This is a genomic window from Vibrio sp. 2134-1, from assembly GCF_033339495.1.
In genome coordinates, this window is sequence record NZ_JAWOUS010000018.1 from 41029 (window position 1) to 67105 (window position 26077).

The 26077-nt window shown below is 44.5% G+C and carries 20 protein-coding genes; 10 read left to right on the forward strand and 10 right to left on the reverse strand.

From position 1 onward, the window contains the following. The first annotated feature begins 144 nt into the window (after positions 1-144). Together tal and tkt are read left to right on the forward strand one after the other, a co-directional pair. The gene (tal, locus tag R7R78_RS18325) at positions 145-1095 is read left to right on the forward strand and encodes a transaldolase (protein ID WP_005373488.1); all 951 of its coding nucleotides are present in this window, start codon (positions 145-147) and stop codon (positions 1093-1095) included. 125 nt (positions 1096-1220) lie between these two features. Next, the gene (gene tkt, locus R7R78_RS18330; RefSeq protein ID WP_225474093.1) at positions 1221-3212 is read left to right on the forward strand and encodes a transketolase; all 1992 of its coding nucleotides are present in this window, start codon (positions 1221-1223) and stop codon (positions 3210-3212) included. A 140-nt stretch (positions 3213-3352) separates the two neighbouring features. Here the strand turns inward: tkt and R7R78_RS18335 are convergent, their stop codons facing one another. The 3 genes from R7R78_RS18335 to aroG form a co-directional block, all read right to left on the reverse strand. Further along, positions 3353-4915, reverse strand: coding sequence for a methyl-accepting chemotaxis protein (locus tag R7R78_RS18335; RefSeq protein ID WP_005389027.1), 1563 nt, complete (start codon positions 4913-4915; stop codon positions 3353-3355). Between the two features lie 209 nt (positions 4916-5124). Beyond that, entirely contained in the window at positions 5125-6297 is a 1173-nt protein-coding gene (locus tag R7R78_RS18340) for an MFS transporter (protein ID WP_025767923.1), read from the reverse strand. Between the two features lie 154 nt (positions 6298-6451). Continuing rightward, the gene (gene aroG, locus R7R78_RS18345; protein ID WP_017635200.1) at positions 6452-7504 is read right to left on the reverse strand and encodes a 3-deoxy-7-phosphoheptulonate synthase AroG; all 1053 of its coding nucleotides are present in this window, start codon (positions 7502-7504) and stop codon (positions 6452-6454) included. 458 nt (positions 7505-7962) lie between these two features. On the opposite strand from aroG, the gene R7R78_RS18350 reads away from it, so the two are divergent. Next, the gene (locus R7R78_RS18350; RefSeq protein ID WP_005373499.1) at positions 7963-8955 is read left to right on the forward strand and encodes an OmpA family protein; all 993 of its coding nucleotides are present in this window, start codon (positions 7963-7965) and stop codon (positions 8953-8955) included. A gap of 88 nt (positions 8956-9043) precedes the next feature. Here R7R78_RS18350 and R7R78_RS18355 read toward each other — a convergent pair whose 3' ends face one another. Then, on the reverse strand, positions 9044-9646 hold the full coding sequence (locus tag R7R78_RS18355) for a beta-phosphoglucomutase family hydrolase (protein WP_225474094.1): 603 nt from the start codon (positions 9644-9646) through the stop codon (positions 9044-9046). A 76-nt stretch (positions 9647-9722) separates the two neighbouring features. Here R7R78_RS18355 and arfB point away from each other — a divergent pair, with 76 nt between their 5' ends. Then, positions 9723-10136, forward strand: coding sequence for an alternative ribosome rescue aminoacyl-tRNA hydrolase ArfB (gene arfB, locus R7R78_RS18360; protein WP_017635196.1), 414 nt, complete (start codon positions 9723-9725; stop codon positions 10134-10136). 100 nt (positions 10137-10236) lie between these two features. Then, on the forward strand, positions 10237-12006 hold the full coding sequence (locus R7R78_RS18365; RefSeq protein ID WP_025767924.1) for a methyl-accepting chemotaxis protein: 1770 nt from the start codon (positions 10237-10239) through the stop codon (positions 12004-12006). A 90-nt stretch (positions 12007-12096) separates the two neighbouring features. Here the strand turns inward: R7R78_RS18365 and vmeZ are convergent, their stop codons facing one another. Continuing rightward, entirely contained in the window at positions 12097-15249 is a 3153-nt protein-coding gene (gene vmeZ, locus R7R78_RS18370) for a multidrug efflux RND transporter permease subunit VmeZ (protein ID WP_225474095.1), read from the reverse strand. A gap of 8 nt (positions 15250-15257) precedes the next feature. After that, positions 15258-16385 carry a multidrug efflux RND transporter periplasmic adaptor subunit VmeY gene (gene vmeY, locus R7R78_RS18375; protein ID WP_225474096.1) on the reverse strand — a complete coding sequence of 376 codons (1128 nt, stop codon included), beginning with the start codon at positions 16383-16385 and terminating at the stop codon, positions 15258-15260. A gap of 419 nt (positions 16386-16804) precedes the next feature. Between vmeY and R7R78_RS18380 the strand changes: the two genes are divergently transcribed. Next, positions 16805-17269: a dCMP deaminase family protein gene (locus tag R7R78_RS18380; protein ID WP_005373515.1), complete on the forward strand. Its 465-nt coding sequence runs from the start codon at positions 16805-16807 to the stop codon at positions 17267-17269. An 82-nt stretch (positions 17270-17351) separates the two neighbouring features. Here the strand turns inward: R7R78_RS18380 and pepT are convergent, their stop codons facing one another. Both pepT and R7R78_RS18390 read right to left on the reverse strand, forming a co-directional pair. Continuing rightward, on the reverse strand, positions 17352-18581 hold the full coding sequence (gene pepT, locus R7R78_RS18385; protein WP_213893513.1) for a peptidase T: 1230 nt from the start codon (positions 18579-18581) through the stop codon (positions 17352-17354). Positions 18582-18751: 170 nt separating this feature from the next. Then, a complete protein-coding gene (locus R7R78_RS18390) occupies positions 18752-19615 on the reverse strand; it encodes a DUF6279 family lipoprotein (protein WP_213907780.1) in 864 nt (287 codons plus the stop codon). A 261-nt stretch (positions 19616-19876) separates the two neighbouring features. Here R7R78_RS18390 and R7R78_RS18395 point away from each other — a divergent pair, with 261 nt between their 5' ends. Beyond that, positions 19877-20050: a hypothetical protein gene (locus R7R78_RS18395; protein WP_005373524.1), complete on the forward strand. Its 174-nt coding sequence runs from the start codon at positions 19877-19879 to the stop codon at positions 20048-20050. Between the two features lie 90 nt (positions 20051-20140). Here the strand turns inward: R7R78_RS18395 and R7R78_RS18400 are convergent, their stop codons facing one another. After that, entirely contained in the window at positions 20141-20755 is a 615-nt protein-coding gene (locus R7R78_RS18400) for a response regulator (RefSeq protein ID WP_031777156.1), read from the reverse strand. Between the two features lie 4 nt (positions 20756-20759). Next, entirely contained in the window at positions 20760-22496 is a 1737-nt protein-coding gene (gene narQ / locus R7R78_RS18405; RefSeq protein ID WP_025767926.1) for a nitrate/nitrite two-component system sensor histidine kinase NarQ, read from the reverse strand. Positions 22497-22743: 247 nt separating this feature from the next. Between narQ and napF the strand changes: the two genes are divergently transcribed. Genes napF through napA form a run of 3 tightly spaced genes read left to right on the forward strand, consistent with a single transcriptional unit; the run spans position 22744 to position 26071 of the window. Beyond that, complete coding sequence (gene napF / locus R7R78_RS18410) at positions 22744-23229, forward strand: ferredoxin-type protein NapF (protein ID WP_080276949.1); 486 nt, start codon at positions 22744-22746, stop codon at positions 23227-23229. Positions 23230-23276: 47 nt separating this feature from the next. Further along, complete coding sequence (locus tag R7R78_RS18415) at positions 23277-23585, forward strand: chaperone NapD (protein WP_005373535.1); 309 nt, start codon at positions 23277-23279, stop codon at positions 23583-23585. Beyond that, positions 23582-26071: a periplasmic nitrate reductase subunit alpha gene (napA, locus tag R7R78_RS18420; RefSeq protein WP_225474097.1), complete on the forward strand. Its 2490-nt coding sequence runs from the start codon at positions 23582-23584 to the stop codon at positions 26069-26071. Before R7R78_RS18415 ends, napA begins: the two co-directional genes overlap by 4 nt. Positions 26072-26077 lie beyond the last annotated feature (6 nt).

Here is a 26077-nt window from a genome sequence, read left to right on the forward strand (position 1 = left end):
ATTTGTTCGGTAACGAAATTTTCCGTAGTTGGCTGAGCAGATGTCTCATTAAATGCGATGAGACGGTTAGCTAACTCGCTTGCAAATGCACAAGCTGTGATAACAAAAATCACGCTTAAGCCCATTTAAATAGGATGATCGATTATGAGCAACAAGTTAGAGCAACTTCGTAAACTAACGACTGTAGTAGCAGACACTGGCGAAATTGATGCAATTAAAAAGTATCAGCCAGAAGACGCAACAACTAACCCTTCTCTTATCCTTAAAGCCGCTCAAATCGCAGAGTACGCACCTCTAATCGATGCTTCAATCGAATACGCTAAAGCACAGAGCAACGACAAAGCTCAACAAGTTCAAGATACTTGTGACATGCTTGCAGTAAACATCGGTAAAGAAATCCTAAAAACTATCCCAGGTCGTATCTCTACAGAAGTAGACGCTCGTCTATCTTACGATATGGAAGGCAGCGTAGCGAAAGCTCGTCAACTAGTGAAAATGTACAACGATGCTGGCATCACTAACGACCGTATCCTTATCAAACTGGCTTCAACTTGGGAAGGCATTCGCGCAGCTGAGATCCTAGAAAAAGAAGGCATCAACTGTAACCTAACGCTTCTATTCTCGTTCGCTCAAGCACGTGCTTGTGCAGAAGCGGGTGTATTCCTAATCTCGCCATTCGTTGGTCGTATCATGGACTGGTACAAAGCGAAAGAAGGCCGTGACTTCGAAGCTCAAGAAGATCCAGGCGTACTATCTGTAACTAAGATCTACAACTACTACAAAGAATACGGCTACAAAACTGTAGTTATGGGCGCAAGCTTCCGTAACATCGGTGAGATCTTAGAACTAGCTGGTTGTGACCGTCTAACTATCGCTCCTGCTCTACTTGCAGAACTAGAAGCAGCTGAAGGTGAAGTAGTTGAGAAACTAGTTGATTCTAAAGGCGCAGCTGAGCGTCCAGCACCAATGACTCACGCTGAGTTCCTATGGGAACATAACCAAGACCCAATGGCTGTTGAGAAGCTGGCTGAAGGTATCCGCAACTTCGCCGTTGACCAAGGCAAACTAGAAGCGATGATCGAAGCTAAGCTTTAATTGCTTACCAAAAGCGAGTAGCCCGTCTACTCGCTTTTACCATCAACACTATTTTCAAAAAATTCTATTTGAACTTGTTTCGGCGAGTTCCCTCTATTTAAATCAAATATCGAGAAGTAATCACTATGGATCGTAAACATCTAGCAAATGCAATCCGTGCGCTAAGCATGGATGGTGTTCAACAAGCTAACTCTGGTCACCCAGGTGCACCTATGGGTATGGCTGACATCGCTGAAGTTCTTTGGCGCTCTCATCTAAACCACAACCCATCAAACCCTGAGTGGGCAGACCGCGACCGTTTCGTACTATCTAACGGCCACGGCTCAATGCTGATTTACTCTCTACTGCACCTTGCAGGTTACGAGTTGTCTATCGACGATCTGAAAAACTTCCGTCAGCTTCACTCTAAAACTCCTGGTCACCCAGAGTATGGTTACGCGCCAGGTATCGAGACCACAACGGGTCCGCTAGGTCAAGGCATCACTAACGCGGTTGGTATGGCTCTAGCTGAAAAAGCGCTAGCAGCGCAATTCAACAAAGAAGGCCACGACATCGTTGACCACTTCACTTACGTGTTCATGGGCGACGGCTGTCTGATGGAAGGTATTTCGCACGAGGCATGTTCTCTTGCAGGTACTCTTGGTCTAGGCAAGCTGATCGCATTCTGGGATGACAACGGCATCTCTATCGACGGTCACGTTGAAGGTTGGTTCTCTGACGATACACCTAAACGTTTCGAAGCTTACGGCTGGCACGTAATTCCAGCAGTAGACGGTCACGATGCTGACGCAATCAACGCAGCAATTGAAGCAGCGAAAGCGGATCCACGTCCTACACTTATCTGTACTAAGACTATCATCGGTTTTGGTTCACCAAACAAATCTGGTTCACACGATTGTCACGGTGCGCCATTAGGTGCAGAAGAAATCGCAGCAACACGCAAAGAACTAGGTTGGGAGCACGGTCCTTTTGAAATTCCGCAAGAAGTCTACGCAGAATGGTCAGCGAAAGAAACAGGCGCAGCTAAGGAAGCAGCGTGGAACGAGAAATTTGCAGCTTATGAAGCAGCGTACCCTGAGCTGGCAGCTGAATTTAAACGCCGCGTAAACGGTGAGCTTCCTGCACAGTGGGAAGAGAAAGCAAGCCAAATCATTGCTGATCTTCAAGCTAACCCAGCAAACATTGCATCACGTAAAGCGTCTCAAAATGCTCTAGAAGCATTTGGTGCTCTACTACCAGAGTTCATGGGTGGCTCTGCTGACCTAGCACCTTCTAACCTAACAATGTGGTCTGGTTCTAAGTCTCTAGAAGCAAGCGACTTCTCTGGTAACTACATCCACTACGGCGTGCGTGAATTCGGTATGACAGCGATCATGAACGGTATCGCGCTACACGGTGGTTTCGTTCCTTACGGCGCAACATTCCTAATGTTCATGGAGTACGCACGTAACGCAATGCGTATGGCTGCGCTGATGAAAATTCAGAACATCCAAGTGTACACGCATGACTCTATCGGTCTTGGCGAAGATGGTCCAACTCACCAACCAGTTGAGCAAATGGCATCGCTACGCCTAACACCAAACATGAGCACATGGCGTCCATGTGACCAAGTTGAGTCCGCTGTAGCTTGGAAACTAGCGATTGAACGTAAAGATTCACCGACAGCACTTATCTTCTCTCGTCAAAACCTTGCGCAACAAGAGCGCACAGCAGAACAAGTAGCAGACATCGCGAAAGGTGCTTACATTCTGAAAGATTGCGAAGGCAAGCCAGAGCTAATCCTTATCGCAACAGGTTCTGAAGTTGAACTAGCAGTAGAAGCAGCAGCACAGCTAACTACTGAAGGTAAGAAAGTACGCGTTGTTTCAATGCCATCAACAGATGCATTTGACAAACAAGACGCCGCTTACCGTGAAGCTGTACTGCCATCAGACGTAACAGCACGTATCGCAATTGAAGCAGGTATTGCTGACTTCTGGTACAAGTACGTAGGCTTTGACGGTCGCATCATCGGTATGACTTCATTCGGTGAATCTGCACCAGCTGGCGAACTATTCAAAATGTTTGGTTTCACAACTGAAAACGTAGTGAACACAGCAAAAGAGCTACTCGCGTAATTGCAGTAAAAAGATAGTCAGTTTTCTCTATTGCGAATGTGAAAACTGAAAAGCCCCACCAGCAATGGCGGGGCTTTCTTTATCTGGCTCCTATTCGCATAAACGCAGCCAGGGCATAAACATCACAACTTTCGTTACGACTATTTGTCTTCAAATCGAAGTGCGAGCTGATAGAAATCTTGTACTTGGTCTTTCAACTGTCGGCTATTTTGCTCAACTGAATGTGTTGCTGCCAAGTTTTGTTCTGCGGTCGAAGCGATAGAATGAATGTGCTGGTTTACATCACTAGATAGCTTTAACTGGTTATTCGCCGCTTCTGCTACATCAACCATCAGCCCACTCATGGTTTGCATCATCTGTTCAACTTCAGACAAACGCAACGCGCTTTGTTCTGCTACTTGAGAACAGGCATCGGTTTGCTCTTTGTTTGCCAGAATATCTTTCTGCCAACTTTGAATCGTTGCCAACATAGTGGAGATAGAAGCTTGGATTTGTTCAGTTGCATTGGATGTACGCCCAGAAAGCGCGCGGACCTCATCAGCTACAACAGCAAAACCACGACCTTGCTCCCCTGCCCTTGCTGCTTCAATCGCCGCGTTAAGTGCCAGTAAATTGGTTTGCTCTGCGATCCCACCAATCTCTTCCATCAAATGGTTCACCTTCTGCGCCTGATCACTCAGTTGATACGTCGTTTCCGTCGCTTTTTCAGCTTGAAGGCTTAATTGCGCTAGATTGGTGTGCGTTTGATCAATGGTCTCCTTCGCCATCAAGCATGACTTCAATGTATCATCAATCAACATATGGGCATCATTGGTACTCGAAGAAACCGAATTTGCCGACGACTCCACCTCTTGGGTAGCATCTCGCACACGATGAATATCGGTATTTTGCTGATTTAATGCAGCCGAGACTTCTGCCGTTGTTTGACTGAGCTCTTCGGCGCAATGCTGCAAAGGCAATGCGGAGTCAGTCATTCTTCCTAACACGGTTCGAATTCTTGCGGATAGCATTTTGATATGGAAATCGGCAATCGAAAATGCCGTGTTACCGGAATAGATCAAGCGACTTACGCTGTCATATTGCTTTTGTAACTTTTTAAGTTGCTGAGGTGTATCAATTAACTCTTGGCGGAATAACAGAGCCAGAACACTTGCAGGTAACGCACTTGCAAGCCAAGCCAACGGCCCTTCAACAGACAACGCATATGCGGTTGCAGGTGCGGTTAGTGCACCAAGTAGAATCGCATAGCGAATGGTTTCATTGATTTTCAACGACCAAGTTCGACCAGACTTCTCTGCAGCACGCATGCTTTTGTAGGCTTTTGTCGCAATATCAACCCACTCTCGCTTTGGTTTCACGCGCACTGATTGATACCCAACAACATGGTTGTCTTCGTAGATAGGGGTGACATAAGCATCAACCCAATAGTAACCGCCAGACTTAGTGGCATTCTTAACCATTCCACGCCAGGCTTTACCTTGTTTAAGGCGTGCCCACATGTCACCGAAAGCGGCTTTAGGCATATCATTATGACGAACTATATTGTGGTTCTGACCGACAAGTTCTTCGTGAGTGTATTCAGCAACGCGGCAAAAGGCTTCATTACAATATGTAATAACACCTTGTAAGTTCGTTGTTGAGACGAGTTCCTCAGACTCCCTCACGAGAGTTTCTTGAGCTTTATGAGAAATATTGGCTGACATAGACGAAACTTCTTTAGTTTTTATTGATTTTCGGCAAGATATATACAGGATTTTTATTTTTATTACAAAAAGTTAGATAAAAAGTCTTATCAAATCGACATTTTTATTGTGGGAATTCACATTATCGATAAAAACATAAAGAAGAGATTGTTGATTTGAGCTAATAAACAAACCCGACACGATCGGCCGGGTTATATATTAAGCCTTAATTAAGCGGTTTGTGATTCTGGCTTTTTATTCGTTTTTAACGCAAACATCGCGATAACGAGTAACACAAATGGAAGAACATACAAATTAAGATTCTGCCAACCTACGGTAGACTCAAGCCAACCAGATAGTAATGCGGTGATGGTGACACAACTGAACACGAAGAATTCATTAAACGCTTGAGCCTTGCTTCTGTTTTTCGCTTCATAGCTTTGACTAAACAGCCCGGTTGCTGCGATAAACATAAAGTTCCACCCTATTCCTAACAGGATTAAAGCAAGACTAAAATGCCAGATAGACACTCCATGTATATTAATTCCAATACAAGCAACAAATAGCAATCCACCCGCCAAAATCATATTCTTAGCGCCAAACCGCTCTATCAGACGGCCCGTGACAAACGCAGGTGCAAACATACCCAACACGTGCCATTCGATCACTCCCGCCGCTTTATCAAAATCAAAGCCACAACCAATCATCGCTAAAGGAGTTGCTGTCATTAAAATGTTCATCACCGCGTACGCAACCATTGCCGCGATAACGGCCAGCATGAAATTAGGTCGACGAATAATCAGTCTCAGCTTATCCGCCTTAGCGTGTAGCGCCTGCGTGTGTGCAGGTGGAAAACGAATGGTTTGTAGCACAACCAACGCGGTTATATAAAGCACGACAAGCACAGCAAATGCACTAATGTATAAGCCATCACCTGACCACTGCTGTGAGTACACCGCCAAATTAGGTCCAAGGATCGCCGCTAACACCCCACCCGCCATAGATATCGAAATCGCCCTATGCCTTGCCGACTCTTCACACACTTCAATGGCAGCAAACCTGTATAGAGTACCGAAACCTATACCAACACCAAGCAAAAACGTAGACATGCAGAACAGATAGAAGTTTTGTTGACTTAATGCATACGTCGCTAGACTAGCACCCAAAATGCCAATGACATTACCAAGGCTAAAACCAAGGCGACGCCCTAACTTGCCCATAATTAGCGACGCGGGAATTGTCGCGGCCATCAGTCCCAAAAACTGCAGTGCAACTGGTAATGTGATAAAACTTGATGACGGCGCAAGTGTTTTGCCAATAAGGGCAATAACAGATATGAGTAAAATATTCCCTGTCATTAATAAGGCTTGGCAGAGGGATAGAAGCCATACATTACGATTCAATTCCAAATTCCTTTTGGTTACAACGTATACAGATAACATATAGGAAAGCAGAAGCAATAGAAAGATATGAGAGTAATTCTCAACAAAAAGAGCCAGAGGCATAGTACCTCTGGCTCTTCACTATTCACTTTTAAAAAAAGTTTTTCTGTTGAGTTTACTTGTTGCGGCGCGCTTTTACTGCATCAGAAAGCTGACGAAGTACCGTTTCCGTATCTTCCCAACCAATACATGCATCAGTAATCGACTGACCATAAGTGGCTGCTTTACCATCCACTAAGTCTTGGCGACCTTCAACTAAATGAGACTCGATCATCACTCCAAAAATGGCTTCTTCGCCAGCAGAGATTTGCTCGGATACATCATCAGACACCAGCATTTGACGCTTGAACTGCTTCGAGCTGTTAGCATGGCTAAAATCAATCATCACTTTTTTCGGTAGACCTGCAGTGTCCAGCTCATCTTTAATTTGAGCTACATGTGCTGCACTGTAGTTTGGTTCTTTACCGCCACGTAGAATAATATGGCAGTCTGGATTACCAGCGGTTTCTACGATCGCGGAATGACCGTATTTTGTTACTGAAAGGAAGTGATGGGAAGCGCTTGCAGAACGAATCGCGTCGCTCGCTATTTTAATATTCCCGTCTGTACCGTTTTTGAAACCTACAGGACAAGAAAGACCAGAAGCTAGCTCGCGGTGAACCTGAGATTCTGTCGTACGAGCACCGATAGCGCCCCAACTGATCAAATCCGCCACGTACTGAGGTGTGATCATATCTAAGAATTCACTTGCCGTTGGCAAGCCCATATCGGTTAGATCAAGAAGAAGTTTACGTCCGATACGTAGACCATCATTTAGCTTATAGGTGTCATTTAAGTAAGGGTCATTGATAAGGCCTTTCCAACCAACGGTCGTACGCGGCTTTTCAAAATAAACTCGCATAACAACCTCAAGCTGCTCGCCCAGTTCATCACGTAGTACTTTTAGCTTTTTACCGTACTCAACCGCGGCAGCCGGATCGTGAATAGAACACGGGCCAACGATCACGAGTAATCGATCGTCTTTTCCTTCAAGAATATTGTGAATGGCGTTACGGCAATCAAAAGTGGTCGAAGAAGCGGTTTCAGTCGCTGGGAACTTCTCTAATACTGCAACAGGTGGCAATAACTCTTTTACTCTATTTATTCTTACATCATCAGTTTGAAACATTACTTCTACTTCCTGGTTTTATTTCCGACCCCATTTTTACCAACTGAACTCATTGCAACATTGTTCACAAAGCGAGCAGCATCAAGGGCTGTGGTCATTTTCTGTCTAGCGTCTAAGTAACTTATCGGCTTAGGCGTAGACTTGCAATCAGTTTTTGCAAATAAATGCAAATAAAAACCACCTGTTAAACACCGCGCACAATGTAAAGTAAAGTTTACGAAAAAAGTTCAAAATAATCATCAATTTTCTTATGCACCAAAAAATCTTTACTACAATGTAAGAAATATCAGAAGTTTGTGAGGTATTTTTGGGTAGTAAATGTTGATCAAGTTCAAATATATTGTTGCTTGATATGAAATGATTAGAATATTAAACTAATTTCTTATAAACGCTGGTTTTTTCTAATTTTTTGATAAAACGAAGTAGAAGTTAATATGCAATCAATACAAGGAAACATTATGAACAAAGTAGCAATTGCAGTAGCAGCAGTGGTAGCTGGTAGTAGCGCGCTTTTAAACTCTGCTCAAGCTGAAATGTACATCGGGGGCAAAGTGGGCATGACTACACTTGACGACGCTTGCTATCTAAATAGCCCTTGTGATGATGAAGCGTTCGGTGCAGGACTACATATCGGTTATGACTTTACCGATATCATCGGGCTAGAGTACGGCGTAGACTTCTTAGGCGACTATGAAGGAAACTCTAGGTCAGGGGCTAATACGATTAATACGATTGACGGCAATCTAACGGCTTTAACACTTGCACCTAAATTCAACTGGCACTTAAACGACTCTTGGAATCTATTTGCTAAGATCGGTGGTGCTTACATGATGTCTGATGACGAAACAGACTTTGTCCCAACAGGTTCTTTGGGTGCTGAATACTCGATCGATAGAAACTGGAGTGTTCGCGCTGAATACCAACGCTACCAAGATATGTCTGACGACGTGTGGGACGACATGGATGCTAACTTCTTTGGTATCGGTGTTAACTACAAATTCGCAGCAGCTCCAGTTGTTGCAGCAGTTGTAACGGAAGAAGTGATCGAGCCAGATCCAGAACCAGTGATGATGAGCAAGGTGCACAAAGAAGAGTACGGTACAGGTACGTTTGAATTCGATAGTGCTAAGTTAACAGAGTCCGTTTCTGAACGTCTGGACAACTTTGTTTCATTCTTGAACGAATATCCTCAAGCTCAAGTAGAGATTACTGGTTACACGGATAGCTCAGGCCCTGCGGCATACAACCAAAAACTGTCTGAGCGTCGTGCTCAATCTGTTGCTGATTACCTAACCGCAGCTGGCATTGGTTCAGATCGTTTGACAGTTAAAGGTATGGGTGAAGAAAACCCAGTTGCTGACAACAGCACTCGCGAAGGTCGTGAGAAAAACCGTCGCGTAGAAGTTGTGGTACCTTCATTTGAATACCAAGAGCTAGTTCAACCAGAATAAGCATCTATGATTCATGATCGATGATGTGGTAAAAATTAATGGGGTGCATTTGCACCCCATTTTGATCTCATATTAAGGGATATTGCCACTATGGTTTTGGGAAAAAGATCAACTCATTATCTTGCACCATAACACAATCCATACCAGCTGCATGCGCCGCTCGCTTCCCCAACTCAGTATCCTCGAACACAAGACACTGTGACGCCTCCAAGTCGAGTTGTTCCGCGGCCACCAAAAAGGTATCTGGAAAGGGTTTATGGTTCTCTACATCACTCGCGGTTACTACAACATCCAACTTGTCTAATAAACCTGCATGGCTTAATAAGCGCATGGCACTTTCTCGTTGGCTGCCAGTCCCGACTGCAATTTTCTTATGGCCTAAATATTCCTCTAACACGATGTTCGTGCAAGGAATAACGTCACCATGAAGCTCGATAGCAGCGAATGTTTCCATTTTAAATGTCGCGACAGTTTTAGGATCTAATGAAAGCTCATGCACACGATTTAGTTCCTCAACAATTTTAAAGCTCGGCATCCCTCCTAAACTGTGAAACCACTCCTGACAAAACGGAAAATCAAAACGCTCAGCAGTTGCTTGCCAAGCTGCCAAGTGGGCTGGCATGGTATCGATTAGAGTACCATCCATATCAAATATGAATCCCTCATAGGGTCTAAAATCAATCGTGCTCATGTCTTTTCTTCTATTTGTGCATCTGTAATGTTAATTTATCAGCTCTTTCAATCGTCCTTACCGGCATTTACTTATCATGCTCAAAATTTCGAACTCCGTCACAATTCAAGAGTGGGAAATTCAATTATCCCCAATTAGAGCTCAAGGAAATGGTGGCCAGAACGTTAACAAGGTAGCGTCCGCTATACACCTGCGCTTTGATATCCGGCATTCAAGCTTACCTGACTTTTACAAAGAGCGATTACTTGCACTTTCTGATAGTCGTATAAGTAAAGATGGCGTGATCATCATCAAAGCGCAACAATTTCGGACACAAGAACAAAATAAGGAAGACGCCCTAAATCGGCTTCAAGCATTGATAAAAGCTGCCGCTTTACAGGAGAAGAAGCGTATTAAAACGAAACCAACCCGCGCTTCTCAACGCCGACGACTTGATACAAAAAACAAGCACGGAGCGAAAAAACAGCAACGTAAAAAAGTGCTGTATTAGTGCATGTCGTTTTCTCGACATGTTAGTTGAACAACGTTTGCTAGCCCTTGGAAATCTCATTGGATTTCTCTTTTTAGTTACTTATTCAGGAAACAACAATATGACTATTAGGCAAAAACTCTACTTCCTCGGAGTTATCGCCATTTTAGGCATCGTGGCCCTTTTGGGTACGTCATCCCATTTTGAAAATAAGAGCAATGATCTTAATCACGCCATCAAACTCGTTGGTGATCTAGAAATACGCTTACTCAACTTACGCAGAAATGAAAAAGATTTCCTACTACGTAGTAATGACAAATATCTGAATAAGTTTGACGCCAATGTTGACAAGTTTATAGACACAGAAAAAGAGCTTGCGAACATACTCAAGAGTAATGAATTACCTTCCAGTCAACAATTTAAGCAAGACTTGCTCGCATACCAAAGGGGCTTTCAGAACCTGGTCAGCGCTTACCAACGATACGGGCTTGATTCAAAGAGTGGGCTTCTCGCTGGTTACGAACAAGCACTATTAGAAGCAAAACAACGTTCAGACCACCAGCAGTTATTGGCATTAGTCCGTTTTGACTCTGCGGTAAAAGCAGGACTATTCAATAGTGACTTGCTTGAGGGGCAATATGCTCCGGAGCTTATCAAAACAGGTAAGCAATTGGCGGCCCAAAAGCAAGTTGTTGGGGTTGCTTATGACAAAGGCCTACTCGGTGAAACTCGCGCATTATCCCATGCCGTAGAAGAGCAATTTGAAACCTTTTCCACAGCCCTTAGCTCTGCTGCCGCACAACGTGATGAACAAATGTCGACCATCAAGCAGGTCATTACAGCTCTGATCTTAGTCGTTATTTTCGCATTGATTTGGCAAATTTCACGTTCAATCAATACGCGAGTGAATAGCTTACTTGGCACCATTCGAAGTATCAGCGAAACGAACAACATGGGACTTCGATCTGATTTGAAAGGTCAAGACGAGCTATTTGATATCAGTCATCACCTCAATGACCTATTGGATAAGCTTGAGCATCTAATTAGTAGTACCCAAGAAAAATCGGCGCAACTCACTGCAAGTACCGATAATATGCATCGTGAGTTAGAAGGCGTTATGGAGCAATTCCACACTCAAACTGACCACACTGCATCAATGGCGACGGCAGTTCAGCAAATGGTTGCCACAATAGGTGAAATCTCTGAAAGCACATCAGTTGCGGTAGAAGGCGTACATCAGGCAGCGAATAATGCCGAACAAGGTCGAGGAGTTGTTGAGGCGACGGTAACCAACATCGGTCAACTAACCACGATTTTATCAAACAGCCAGCAGTCGATTGGCTCGCTGAATCAGCATGTAGATAAAATTGGTGGTGCCGTGAACATCATCCAAGAAATAGCAGAGCAAACCAACCTACTAGCTCTCAACGCAGCAATTGAAGCCGCGCGAGCAGGCGAACAAGGCCGCGGGTTTGCAGTTGTTGCCGATGAAGTACGCGCCCTAGCTAGCCGAACTCATCAATCCACAGAGGAAATCACGCGGGTCGTTGCAGATATTCAAACTCAAATGTCGACAGTTGTTGCTGATATTGATCAATGTAACGATCAAGGGCAACAAACACTTAATGCTTCTGAAAAACTGGATTCTAGCCTGCAGCAGATCATCACTGACATGCATTCAATTCAAGGTAATTCGGAGCGCATAGCTTCAGCAATTGAAGAACAAGGTATCGTTATGAACCAAGTTAGCGGTTCAATCACCGAGCTAAACGCAATATCTGAGAATAACATGCAATCTGCTCAGGAATGCTTGCATGAAGTGAACTCTGTCTCTGCTCAAGCTCATGATATGGATGAAGCCGTTGCACAATTCAAAACTGCGCTAAAATAACCCTTTTTCAAAATAGAAAGCCCGAGGCAACCATTGCTTCGGGCTTTTTTTCAATTGTCACTTCGTGCTTACTGCGCACTTCGGATGTGATTACTCATCATCAAGAGGAACCAGCTTGGTGTTGCCGCCATGAACTTTCTCACGCTGTCTTTGCACCAGAGCGTAGAAGCCTGGGATCAAGAATGTACCTGCTAGAAGCACACACAATAGACCACCAATCAGCGACACGCCGAGTGAGTTTTGACTCACGTGCCCCGCGCCAGCGGCAAAGATAAGCGGGAAGATACCCAGGATAAATGACCAAGAGGTCATATTCACAGCGCGGAAACGTAACGTGCCTCCTTTAACCGCTGCACTATCGATATCAGCATCTTTTTCTTCACGCTCTTGCTTGGCGAACTCCACAATCAAAATTGCGTTTTTCGCCGCCAAGGCTATGAGCAAGACAAGACCAATTTGGGCATACAAGTTAAGCGGCGTGCCAGTTAGATTCAACGCAAGGAAGGAACCTAACGTTGCTACTGGGACCACCAAAATAATAGCCAGTGGAATACTCCAACTCTCATACTGAGCGACCATAAACAAGTAAATGAAGATCAAAGCCAGCGCAAACGCATAAATGGCTTGGTTACCCGCAAGCACTTCCTGATAAGCCATACCTGTCCATTCATACGTGTACCCTTGCGGAAGAACTTCCGCAGCAACGCGTTCCATTGCGGCAATCGCATCACCACTAGAGTAACCCGGAGCTGGTTGGCCTTGAATGATAGCACTGCGGTACATGTTGTAACGCCACGCCACATCAGGCTCAAACACTTGCTCGTAGCTCACTAGCGTACTTAACGGAACCATATCACCGTTCGAAGAACGAACATGGAAACGCTCTAGATCTTCCATGCTGCTACGATGCTGACTATCAGCTTGCATGGTTACGCGGAAGTTCTTACCAAACATGGTGAAGTCATTCACATAAAGCGAACCTAAGTTGCCTTGCAAGGTTTGGAAAATAGACGACAGCGAAATACCTAATTGCTGCGCTTTCTCACGATCGATATCAACGTAGTAGTGCGGAACATTCGCGCGGAACGTGCTAAACGTGTAGGCAATTTCAGGCGCTTGGTTAGCCGCTTGGATCATTTCTCCCATAACCATCGACAAGTCGGTACGACTTCGCCCTAGCGTGTCTTCAAGCACAAACTCAAAACCAGACGCAGCGCCCATACCAGGAACCGCTGGTGGTCCCATCGCAAAAACAACCGCTTGAGGTAACTCTGTCGACGCTCGACCGTTAATACGTGCCGCGATAGCATTAGCAGAGTGCTCTCCTTGCAGCGAGTTACGAGTATCCCAATCATGCAATTTGATAAATACAGAAGCACCGTTTGATGCTGCTGCGCCTGTCATAAACGAGTAACCGTTCGCAACCGTCACACCATCCACACCAGGTTCTTCACCGATCATTTTCATTAAATCATTGGTGACTTCTTCAGTACGTGATAAAGAGGCTGAATCTGGTAGCTGTACGTTAACCAGCAAAATGCCTTTATCTTCTTGAGGAACAAACGCTGTAGAGGTGGTTTTCGCAAAGAAAGTGACCGCTGCAATAGCAACTATAAAGAACGTCGCGAGCAGTAAAGACTTCTTCACCAAGAAACCAGCGATCTGGCCATAACGCGTAGTTATGCGCTCTAAACCTCGGTTGAAAGCCTGGAACCAGTTAGCGGTATTGCCCCCACCCTGCTTCAATACCAAGGAGCAAAGAGCTGGAGACAGCGTCAATGCATTGATGGATGAAATCACAACCGAAATACAGATGGTCAAAGCGAACTGGCGATACATGATACCGGTGATACCTGGCAGCATGGCGACGGGTATGAATACCGCAAGTAGGACCAAGGTCGACGTGATGATTGGGCCCGTTACTTCTTTCATCGCTAGCAACGTCGCTTTACGCGGTGAAATGGTTGGGTCTTTCGCCATGGTAGTATCGACGTTTTCGATAACCAGAATCGCATCGTCCACAACGATACCAATCGCAAGGATCAAGCCAAACAAAGTAACCGTATTAATGGTGAAGCCCGTTGCCTGCATGATGGCAAACGTACCAATCAGAGAAACGGGGATCGCGACAACAGGAATCAACGTTGCACGCGCACTACCCAAGAACAAGTAAGTTACAGCAATCACCAATAGAATCGCTTCAATCAGTGTTTTTACTACCCCTTTGATCGATTCAGATACGAACACGGTTGTATCGTAGCTGGTCTCGTATTCCATTCCCTCTGGGAAGTTTTTGCTCAAGCCCTCAAGGAGCTCCATGACGGCCTGACCACTTTCTAACGCATTCGCATCCGATTGAAGAGACAACGCAACGATTGACGCGTCCTGGCCACGGAACTTACCGTTACCATCGTAGAACTTTTTGCCTAGTTCAACGCGAGCAACATCTTTCAGATAAACCGTAGAGCCATTGGGATTAGCTCGAAGGACTACGTTCTCAAACTCACTCACGCTTTCCAAGCGACCTTTGGTCACAAGGTTAAACTGAACTTCTTGCGGATTGTTGTATGGTGCTGCACCTACACGCCCTGCCGCAACTTGAACGTTCTGTTCAGCCAAAGCGGCGTATACGTCTGACGTGGTTAGCTTAAGGTTGGCCATTTTTTCAGGATCTAACCAAACACGCATTGCATATTCGCCACCACCAATCACGTTAACTTCACTGATACCTTTCGCACGAGCCAACTGATCTTTTACATTCAAGTTAATGTAGTTAATCAAGAACTGATCATCGTATTTGCCATCAGGTGAATAGAAGTTAAGTACCATCAGCAAGTCAGGTGAACGCTTTTTCACCGTCACACCAACCATGCGAACTTCTTGAGGCAATTTTGACTCAATCTGTGACACGCGGTTTTGCACGTTAACTTGCGCCATATCTGGGTCGGTGCCGACATCGAACGTGACGTTTAGGCTGTAAGAGCCATCGTTCGCGCTCTTTGAAGACATGTATATCATATCCTCAACGCCGTTGACTGAGGTCTCTATGGGGTCCGCAATGGCCTGCTCGACAACTTCCGCACTCGCGCCGGTGTAGTAAGCCGAAACGCTTACTGATGGCGGGCTTATCTGTGGATACTCAGCCACTGGTAAAATCGCCAGTGAGATCGCGCCGGCTAGCGTTAATATGATCGAAATAACCAGCGCGAATTTAGGTCTCTGAATAAAGAAACGACTTAACATAGTGCCCCCTACTGCTTATCTTCAGCAGGTGTTTGAAGGCGCACTTCTACACCATTACGCACACGCTGTAGGCCTTGTGTAATAACCGTATCTTCCTGATCGAGCCCTTCTCGAATGATAATGCCTTGTTCAACCTGAGGTCCAAGCTCGACGTTACGACGCTCTGCCACACTTCCCTCAGCCATCACCATCACAAAGTCACCTTCTAAGTCAGTCTGTACGGCACGTCGTGGGATAACAATAACGTCTTTCGTGTTCTTGTCTCTCAAGTTCACTTTGATGTGCTGACCAGGAAGTAGCTTCTGATCTGGGTTTGGAACGAGCGCACGCATAGCAATCGTACCCGTTTTGGTGTCAATACGATTACCTAAGAAATCAAGCTTACCGAGATGCTCAAAAAACTGTCCATTTTCCAGTTCAAGCTGAACTTCAACGCGGTTTGATTCAGCCGAGCCATCACCTTTTACTTGATCCATACCCATAGCTAAACGCTCACGCTCACTCACACTAAATGAGGTATGAACTGGATCTAAACTCACCAGAGTTGTCAGCACGCCAGATGATGGAGAAACCAGATCACCCGTACTAACTTTGGTATCACTAATACGTCCGCTAAAAGGTGCTCGGATTTGAGTATAGGAAAGGTTAACTTCAGCAAGTTTAAGTTGAGCATTTGCCGCTTCTAGCTCTGCTCTCGCACCAAGAAGTGCCGCAGTTAAAGCATCAAACTCAGATTGAGAGATACTACCGCGAGGCAACAAGTTTTTACCTCGAGTATGATCTAATTCGGCTTTTTTTAGCGCCGCTTTAGCTTGTGCAAGTGCGGCTTTAGCACTCGCGACTTGGGCTTCAAAAGAAGATGGCTCGATAGAGTAAAGGAGCTGCCCTTTTTCTACCATTTGCCCCTCTTCAAAGTGACGAGCTTTTAAGTAGCCAGAAATCTGCGCGGTAATATTGGTATCTTCTACTGCTTCAATGCGACCGATATAAGACTTGCTCGGTTGGTAGTCGATAACCGTGACATCCTGAGTCACTACGAGAGGCGCTTGACCTTTCGTTTGGGCATTATTAGCTTCCCCGCATCCAGCGAGGATTGCTGTAGCCGCCATTAGTGCGACAAGTGGTTTCTTTTGCATGTATTTACCGTCTTTATAGAACAGGATATTGTTGAATTCCTATCAACCTTACTCCTTGCTGCCACTGAAAACTTCACTGAAAAGCGCCCAAGGTGTTTCTAAATGTAAACATGAGAAACAAAAGGAAAATAAAGTAATTTAGTTAACAGTGGTATTCAATGAGCAATATACATACAACTCAATCATAACTATTTAATATACGCCTTAGGAGATCGCGAATTTTAGCGTGTGCTTGGAAACACTAACGGGAGTATTGTATTCGGGCGTAAAGTGAGATTCAGTGCTCAAGATAAGAACGTTTTGTGGCTAAAAAGGTAAAAAGTGACGCCTTCATACTCAAGACCCCGATTTTGACTATTTTTTTAATATAAATGGGTTATCATTCAATTAATTCAACGCCTTCGACAGAGAGGATGACTATGATTTCTAAATGGGCGAAACGCTTTTACCAGATGGCAGAACTAGTGGCGTCTTGGAGTAAGGACCCATCAACACAAGTCGGTGCCGTTATTACTAAACAGAATCGCATTGTATCTGTTGGATTTAATGGCTATCCGCATGGTGTTTCTGACAGTGTCGACACCGATGAGCGCGAGTTGAAATACCTTAAAACACTGCACGCGGAAGAGAACGCAATTTTGTTCTCAAAACGTGACTTAGACGGATGTGATATTTGGGTAACGCATTTTCCTTGCCCTAACTGCGCGGCAAAGATCATTCAAACAGGGATCTCACACGTACACTGCCCTGAGCAGTCTGAAGACTTTTTATCTCGCTGGGGAGATAAAATCCAAGTCAGTCAAGATATGTTCGATCAAGCGGGTGTGAAAGTCGACTGGTTACCACTAGAAGACATTGAAATTGAAGACAAAGACGTGCGCTAGTATTCCATCTTAATATTTAAATAGCCCAGAGAGATCTGGGCTATTTTGTTATTAAATCTGCAAGAGGTCTCGACGTAGTCTTTTAACTGTGTTTTTTCGCTGTGAGCTCAGCAATTTTGACGATAACGAGTACTGATTTTTCCATCATTTCAACAGAAATAAACTCATGAATTCCGTGGAAGTTAAAACCACCGGTGAAGATATTCGGGCACGGCAAACCCATAAAAGATAAACGAGCGCCATCTGTACCACCGCGAATAGGTTTTATAATCGGTTCCACATCACACGCTTCCATCGCTTGCTTCGCCAGCTCAATGATATGAGGGTAAGGCTCAACCATTTCTCTCATATTGTAATAGCTGTCTGTTATTTTCAGTTCTACAGAACCATGGCGTAAACCCGTGTTCATTTCATCGACGAGTTTCTGCATAAAGGCTTTTCGCTCCTCAAGCCTTTGACGGTCAAAGTCTCTAATAATGTAACCGAGCTCGCTTCGTGCAACGCCCATTTCTGCCGATTTTAGATGGAAGAACCCTTCGTAACCTTCGGTTGTTTCCGGAGTTTGATCTTGGGGCATTTGAACTTGAAATTTCGCAGCTAAGTTCATCGCATTGACCATTTTGCCTTTTGCGGTACCTGGATGAACGCTAACACCATGAAAAATTACATCAGCGTTTGCTGCATTAAAGTTTTCGTATTCCAACTCACCTTGCGGGCCACCATCTACAGTGTATGCCCATTTCGCGCCAAATTTTTTAACATCAAACAAATCTGCACCACGACCGATTTCTTCATCCGGAGTAAAGCCGATACAAATGTCGCCGTGTGGAATGTCTGGGTTTTCCAGTAGCAGAGCTACCGCGGAAAGAATCTCTGCGATACCGGCTTTGTTATCCGCGCCAAGTAATGTAGTGCCATCGGTAGTAATAAGATTGTGGCCATGTAGGTGATGTAAATCTGGGTATTGCACGGGAGATAACACTTCATCCCCCAACCCTAATGCAATATCGCCACCCTGGTAATCTTCGATGAATTGCGGCTTTACGTTTTTGCCAGATGCATCCGGCGCGGTATCCATATGGGCAATGAAGCCGATAGGAGGAACCTCATAATCAACATTGGCTGGCAGTTTAGCCATCAAGTAGCCATTTTTATCCAAAGTCACGTCACTTAAACCAAGCTCGATCATCTCTTTTTTAAGTAACTCAGCAAACACAAGCTGACCAGGTGAACTTGGGCAAAGCGTCACATATGGATTGGATTGGGTATCAAACGTGACGTATCGAAGAAATCTTTCAACTAAATGTTTCATATTTATTCTCATTGTTTTGTACGATGAGGCTTTATCATGCATTGATAAGCTGACGTTGCCTCATCAAACCTCACGCTATGTTACGCTCTTAGTTCAATAAGAATTTGCTTTGAATCATTTTTTGATAAGAAAGGCTTCTGCACTTTCCCCTCGCTAATTGAAGCACGAATTTAATCTAAAAGTTCCTCAGCCAGTACTCGCCACTCTTTAACCTGTTCACGAAAATGACGCCATTGCTTATCGGTCATCGAACGAGAAACATCTAATGTCAGTTGATCAACCAATGCAAAGTTAGAGTCAATATTCTGAGAAAGCTGCTCACTATAATAACTCTCTGGCTCGAACAAGAGTCGCATAAATATATCTTGATAAGTCACAACATTAGATTTGTTGTCGAACAAGTATTCGAGCTCTTGATATACCGTGGCTCGATAATCTCTCCATAAAGGGCTGTTTAAAATAACTTGCTGAGAAAATGTTTGAGCTAACTGACGCTGATTTCCTGATAGATTCCCCAGCCATTCTTCCATCCACTCTTCAGTGTTATCCAGAATAATTTCACGCACTTCGTCTTCTGTCTTATCGGCATATTTTGCGTTTCGCTCTTGATAATGTTCTTGTACATTACTCAAAAACTCGCGTTCTTGCTCTTTCGTTAATTGCAAACTTAACGCAAAAAGATCTGGTGCTGCTTTGCTGACCACTCTATCGTAATGCGATCGCATTCTATCTCGATTTTTTTGTAAGTAATTTAAGGTGATATCGCTCGCTTTTAATCTCTCAAGGTCTTTTAAATGTTCGATATATAATGGTAACTCCTCTTTCTTGTGCCAGTCTGCCAACAATAATAAACGCTCTTCCACTAGGACTTCTTGTTCCCCTTGCAACGAGACATAGTCCTCTAAGTAATCGAGCACGAACCAATCGATATTGCTGTATAAAAACTTTTTCGCACAACCGGCAAGCAGAAATACGAAGCAAAATAGAAGGCCATAACGAAGCGCCTTATTAGATACATCCTTTAATTTAGTCACTTATTCGTATTCCCTTTTCTGTTGATTAAGTTCTATACTCAACCTGTATCACTTAGTATTGCGGCAAACTTACACCAGTGTGACAAATATTGATTGCCACCTTAATAATATATAGAGTTTGAAATTAACTTTTTGATCACAGCTATCCGCAAAAAAGTGAGTTAGAGCGCAATTATCGGCTAAAAAACGTACCGAACGACGCTCCCTATAACGGCATATAATTTGCATTGATGTTTTTTGGATGGTTTATGGAGGCGAAGTATGGCAGCCGCTGAGCAACTTGATACCAGTGTAGAATATGAGATTCGATATTTTGAACAGGGGAAAATGCACTGCATGAGAGTCATTGCTGAAAGCAAAAAAGTGGCTTATCAGTACTATTTGGAGTGTGGTAAGCACAACAGTGACTTGTACTCTATTCGCCCAGACAAGTAAAAAAACCGCCTAACAGGCGGTTTTTTTATTCGTCAGAATCAATATAACTGTTTGATTTTATTTATTATTACAGATTCAAATCCAACAATGTTATTTGATGTCGCCAAAGCGCTCAAGATAAAGGACGGTTGCTGCAGTACGAGAAGGAACTTGAAGCTTTTTAAGTAAACTCTTCATATGTACTTTAACCGTAGACTCAGAGATAAAAAGACGATCGGCAATTTGCTTGTTGCGGAAACCTCTTGCCACCTCTCTTAAGATCTGCGATTCACGATCGGTCAGTGTATCAAACACGTCCTCTTGCTCTGAACGTTCACTCAAATACTTAGAAACTTCTTGGCTGTATGCCTTGTCCCCTTGATGCGCTTGTTTTAGCAACTCAACCAACTCATCAGGCTCAGTGTCTTTCAATAAATAGCCATCGGCACCACTTCGAACTATTGCTTCTATATCTGCTGGGCTATCCGAAACGGTTAGAATGACAATTCTGGCTTCACAGCCATCTGCACGCAGTGCTTGCAAAGTATCAAGGCCAGACATGCCTTTCATATTAAGATCAAGAAGTACAAGATCCAGTTCCAGCTCATGCGCTTTCGCTACTGCATCCGCGCCATTACTTGCTTCTGCAATGACCTCAAACTCAGGCTCAAAGCTTAAAAGCTGGTGGATACCTCTTCGCATGAGTGGATGATCATCCACCAGCATTACTTTACACACTGTCACTGTTTACTTCCTTACTATGTTGGAATTCTAATTTTACGGTACAACCTTTGTTTATCGATGCTTCGATGTGAAGATCGGCATGCAGTCTAGCGGCCCGCTCTTGCATGATACTCATACCGTAATGATTTAATTTTTCGTCTTGATGTTCAAAGCCTATTCCATCGTCGCTAACGGTTACTGTGACTTTTCCATCATTATCGAGACATTGAATGTGAATATTATCTGCTTGCGCATGTTTGATAGCATTAATTGCCGCTTCTCTTATCAACTGTAGTAAATGAACCTGCTGATGTGCATCCAGTTCAGTTGATGAAAGTCTATTTTTTAGCGTAATGTCCGCAGCAGTTTGTTCACTGAGCGTTTCAACCATGTCTTGCAATGCTTGGCCAAAACTGCCCTCTTTAATCGTAAGACGAAACGTCGTCAGTAACTCGCGTAACTGCGTATAAGCGGCAGATAAGCCCGTATCTAGCTCAGCAATGACTTGATTAGCCTGCGCGATCGCCTTTTCGTCAGGCAAGTTCTTTACGCTTCTCTTCAACAAAGCGACCTGAATTTTTAAGTAAGAGAGTGCTTGAGCCAATGAATCATGCAACTCCCGAGCAATAGTGGCTCGCTCTTCCATCAGCAGAATTTGTTCTGCTTGGCGCTGCGCCCGATTGTAATACACGGCGCGTGATAAAATCTGCACGAAGTTGTCAATAAGAGCCTCGTTCGGACAAGGTAACCCTGCTTTCCAATATAAATAGCCCAAGTGCTCACCATCTAGCATCAGGGCTTTACCGTGGCAATCTTCATCACAATCTTGGCAGCATTCTTCTCCTTCCATCAATATCCAGCTCGGTTCTCCCAGCTGCTCGATTTCAAGTTTGACCGCTTTAATGCCCTCAAGACTGACGATATGCTGCAAAATCGCCTGGAAATTGTCTTGATTAATACGCGACGCCGTGAGTTCTTTTGACGAGTCATACAGCACCTCTAAAGACTGGTTGGCATGCTGCAATTTACGTGTTTTCTCATCAACCGCTTGTTCTAATCCTCGGTACAACTTACCAAGGTCTGTCGCCATCCGATTAAAGGTTCGAGTCAGTATTCCCATTTCATTATCGCTAGATACATTGAGCGATATATTAAATGAGCGATTTTTAATTTGCTCGCTAGCAAAAACTAAAGCACGCAGAGGCCGAACAACTTCGAGGCGCACAAAATGAACGACAAACATACTGACACAAAGAATGCCACCCAACCCTAACCCGCCGATCCAGGCTAAGTTAATCAGTTTTTGCTCCGAAAAGCTTTGTAGCTTAAATACAAACTCATCGATTTGTTCAACAAAACCGGCCACTAGGAGTTGATATTCTGCCGGGTTGTCTCCTCTAAGCACCGCCTTGAGTTCATGCCATCTGATAATAAGACGGTAGTAATCGTGAGTGATGTCTTCTGGCACAGACCAATGCTGAAGCGCTTTCATTGAAGGTGAATATATCGAATGTTCAAATGCGTCAATATGTGAAGAATAGTCAACAGATTTAACCTGAATATCATTCGCCAGACGGTAGCTTTGCATTCGCATCGAGCCAGCAACATTGACGGCTTCAGCATCGTTCAAACTGGACGCTAACGTAAAAATCGCAAAACCAGTCGTAGCGACTGAGAGCAGCAAAATAAGAAGCATCGCGGACGCAATCGTGCGCGTCACCGACTTTTTCACATTTTTAAACAATCTGAGTTCCTCGCCCATTAACAATCCTATTTTTACGTGCAATGAACCCATTACCTTTCAACTTTATCAATATGTGATCACCTGCGACGGAATTTATTGATCCAAAACAATATTGCATACCATTTACCCCCTAAGAGGTATTTATACAAATATGTCAAAAACTACAATTTCGTTAGTTTAAATGACAGTTTATTAATGAAAATTGTGGACTATGCTTAGTTTGGGTTCCAAGTTTCGAGGTGACTAAGTGGTAGACCTTTCCAGAAGAAGACTCTTTGCAAGAAAAGCGCACCCCGACAACGCCGTACGTTTGCCTTGGTTAACTAAACCGCAACAGTTTACGGACGATTGCACTCGCTGCGGTAAATGCATTGAGGCCTGTGAAACAAAGATTATAACCAAAAGTGATGGCGGATTCCCCTCGGTCGATTTTTCCATCGATGAATGCACATTTTGCTATCAATGTGCAAACGCCTGTCCTGAGCCCCTTTTCTTGCCAGAAACAGAACAACCTTGGCAAGCAAAAGCAAGTATCAACGATAACTGCTTAGCAAAACAAAATGTCGAATGCCGAAGCTGTGGGGATATGTGCGACCCGATGGCAATTCAGTTCAAATTAGAACTGGGGAAAGTAGCACAACCCAATTTAGACCTTGATGAGTGTAACGGCTGCGGCGCCTGTGTTTCAGTGTGCCCGACTTCATCCATCAATGTGAGCAATATAACAGCCTAAGCCGAATGTCGTCGGCCAAAGGCAATAAAAATAAATGAGAGAGCTATATGTCACTAAATGAAGTGCATATTTCAAGTTTGGTAGTACATGTGCTGCCGGAACATTTGGACGAAATCAAACAAAAGATAGAAGCACACGAAAATGCGGAAATCTATGGTGACAGTCCTGAAGGCAAGATTATCGTCGTACTTGAAACTGAGAACCAAGGTTTCATCACAGACACTATCGATGCCATTAACAATTTACCGAACGTCTTAAGCACGGTATTGGTTTATCACCAAATCGAAACTGGGCTTGAAGAAACGGATGAAGAAGACACTGGAACACAACATTCCCAAATCGAGGGTGAAGTATGAAAATGACAAGACGTGCGTTTGTGAAAGCAAACGCGGCTGCATCAGCTGCTGCTGTCGCAGGTGTGACACTACCAGCATCTGCAGCCAACCTGATTGCAAGCTCTGATCAAACCAAAATCACATGGGACAAAGCACCTTGTCGTTTCTGTGGTACAGGCTGTTCTGTTCTTGTTGGCACTCAAAACGGCAAAGTGGTAGCAACACAGGGTGACCCAGAAGCACCAGTAAACAAAGGTCTGAACTGTATCAAAGGTTACTTCCTTTCTAAGATCATGTACGGTCAAGACCGTCTAACTCAACCGATGCTACGAATGAAAGATGGCAAATTCCACAAAGATGGTGAATTTACACCTATCTCTTGGGATGACGCTTTCGACATCATGGCTGAGAAATGGAAAGCTTCCCTCGAGAAAAAAGGCCCAACAAGCGTAGGTATGTTTGGCTCAGGCCAATGGACAGTAATGGAAGGCTACGCTGCATCAAAGTTAATGAAAGCAGGCTTCCGATCAAACAACATTGATCCAAACGCTCGCCACTGTATGGCTTCTGCCGTTGTAGGTTTCATGCGCGCATTCGGTATCGATGAGCCAATGGGTTGTTACGATGACTTTGAGAACGCAGACGCTTTCGTTCTTTGGGGCTCAAACATGGCAGAGATGCACCCGGTTCTATGGACTCGCATTACTGACCGCCGCCTAAGCCACCCTCACGTTAAAGTGAACGTGCTTTCTACTTACTACCATCGTTCATTTGAGTTGGCAGACCACGGCTACATTTTCAATCCTCAGTCTGACCTTGCAATTGCTAACTTCATCGCAAACTACATCATCGAAAACGATGCAGTAAACTGGGACTTCGTGAACAAACACACGAACTTCACTCAAGCAGACACTGACATCGGCTACGGTCTACGTGACGATGATCCGCTACAAAAAGCAGCGAAGAACCCGAACTCTGGCAAACTCACTTCTATCTCATTCGAAGAGTACAAGAAATCAGTAGCGCCATACACAGTAGAGAAAGCATCTGAAATCTCTGGTGTTGAGAAAGAGAAGCTTATCGAGCTTGCGAAGCAATACGCGGATCCAAACACGAAAGTGATGTCTCTATGGACGATGGGTATGAACCAGCATACTCGTGGTGTATGGATGAATAACTTGGTTTACAACATCCACCTACTAACCGGTAAGATCTCGACTCCGGGGAACAGCCCATTCTCACTAACGGGCCAACCATCAGCATGTGGTACCGCTCGTGAGGTTGGTACGTTTGCTCACCGCCTACCAGCGGACATGGTGGTTGCTAACCCTAAACACCGTAAGATTGCAGAAGACATCTGGAAACTGCCAGAAGGTACGATTCCACCAAAACCTGGCTTCCACGCCGTATTGCAAGACCGTATGCTGAATGACGGCGTTTTGAACTGTTACTGGGTTCAATGTAACAACAACATGCAAGCCGGTCCAAACATCAACACAGAGCGTCTTCCAGGTTACCGCAACCCAGAAAACTTCATCGTTGTGTCTGACCCATACCCGACAGCAACAGCACAAGCAGCAGACCTTATTCTTCCTACCGCAATGTGGATTGAAAAAGAAGGTGCTTACGGTAACGCAGAGCGTCGTACCCAAGCTTGGTACCAACAAGTGGGCACAGTCGGTCAAGCAAAATCGGACCTTTGGCAACTAATGGAGTTCTCGAAACGCTTCAAAATGGAAGAAGTGTGGCCTGAAGAGCTTCTAGCGAAAGCGCCTCAATACCGTGGTAAAACAATGTACGACGTACTTTACCGCAATGGTAACGTCGACAAATTCCCTATCGAAGAAGCTCGTGAACTGAATGACGATGCTCACCACTTCGGTTTCTATGTCCAAAAAGGTCTGTTTGAGGAATACGCAACATTTGGCCGTGGTCACGGGCATGATTTGGCTCCATACGACCGCTACCATCAAGTACGTGGTCTACGTTGGCCTGTTGTTGATGGTAAAGAAACACAGTGGCGCTTTAAAGAAGGTTCAGACCCATACGCGAAAGAAGGTTCTGGTTGGGACTTCTACGGCAATGCTGATGGCAAAGCGAAGATCATTTCCGCGCCATACGAAGCGCCACCAGAAGTACCGAACGAGGAATTTGATATGTGGTTATGTACTGGTCGTGTTCTTGAGCATTGGCACACAGGCACCATGACTCGTCGTGTACCTGAATTATACAAAGCAGTACCAGACGCAGTGTGTTACATGCACCCAGAAGACGCAAAAGCACGCAATGTTCGTCGTGGTGAAGAAGTACTCATGGCAAACAAACGCGGTGAAGTACGCGTTCGTGTTGAAACTCGCGGTCGTAACCGTCCGCCAAAAGGTTTGGTATTCGTACCGTTCTTTGATGCACGTATTTTGATTAACAAGCTTATCCTAGATGCGACTGATCCACTGTCTAAACAGACAGACTTTAAGAAGTGCCCAGTCAAAATCACTAAGATTGCTTAACCTTCA

Bases quoted from the DNA above. Each gene is read 5' to 3' on its own strand.
- tal (WP_005373488.1), top strand. From the start codon at position 145: ATGAGCAACAAGTTAGAGCAACTTCGTAAACTAACGACTGTAGTAGCA.
- tkt (WP_225474093.1), top strand. From the start codon at position 1,221: ATGGATCGTAAACATCTAGCAAATGCAATCCGTGCGCTAAGCATGGAT.
- R7R78_RS18335 (WP_005389027.1), bottom strand. From the start codon at position 4,915: ATGTCAGCCAATATTTCTCATAAAGCTCAAGAAACTCTCGTGAGGGAG.
- aroG (WP_017635200.1), bottom strand. From the start codon at position 7,504: ATGTTTCAAACTGATGATGTAAGAATAAATAGAGTAAAAGAGTTATTG.
- R7R78_RS18350 (WP_005373499.1), top strand. From the start codon at position 7,963: ATGAACAAAGTAGCAATTGCAGTAGCAGCAGTGGTAGCTGGTAGTAGC.
- R7R78_RS18355 (WP_225474094.1), bottom strand. From the start codon at position 9,646: ATGAGCACGATTGATTTTAGACCCTATGAGGGATTCATATTTGATATG.
- arfB (WP_017635196.1), top strand. From the start codon at position 9,723: ATGCTCAAAATTTCGAACTCCGTCACAATTCAAGAGTGGGAAATTCAA.
- R7R78_RS18365 (WP_025767924.1), top strand. From the start codon at position 10,237: ATGACTATTAGGCAAAAACTCTACTTCCTCGGAGTTATCGCCATTTTA.
- vmeZ (WP_225474095.1), bottom strand. From the start codon at position 15,249: ATGTTAAGTCGTTTCTTTATTCAGAGACCTAAATTCGCGCTGGTTATT.
- vmeY (WP_225474096.1), bottom strand. From the start codon at position 16,385: ATGCAAAAGAAACCACTTGTCGCACTAATGGCGGCTACAGCAATCCTC.
- R7R78_RS18380 (WP_005373515.1), top strand. From the start codon at position 16,805: ATGATTTCTAAATGGGCGAAACGCTTTTACCAGATGGCAGAACTAGTG.
- pepT (WP_213893513.1), bottom strand. From the start codon at position 18,581: ATGAAACATTTAGTTGAAAGATTTCTTCGATACGTCACGTTTGATACC.
- R7R78_RS18395 (WP_005373524.1), top strand. From the start codon at position 19,877: ATGGCAGCCGCTGAGCAACTTGATACCAGTGTAGAATATGAGATTCGA.
- R7R78_RS18400 (WP_031777156.1), bottom strand. From the start codon at position 20,755: ATGCTGGTGGATGATCATCCACTCATGCGAAGAGGTATCCACCAGCTT.
- R7R78_RS18415 (WP_005373535.1), top strand. From the start codon at position 23,277: ATGTCACTAAATGAAGTGCATATTTCAAGTTTGGTAGTACATGTGCTG.
- napA (WP_225474097.1), top strand. From the start codon at position 23,582: ATGAAAATGACAAGACGTGCGTTTGTGAAAGCAAACGCGGCTGCATCA.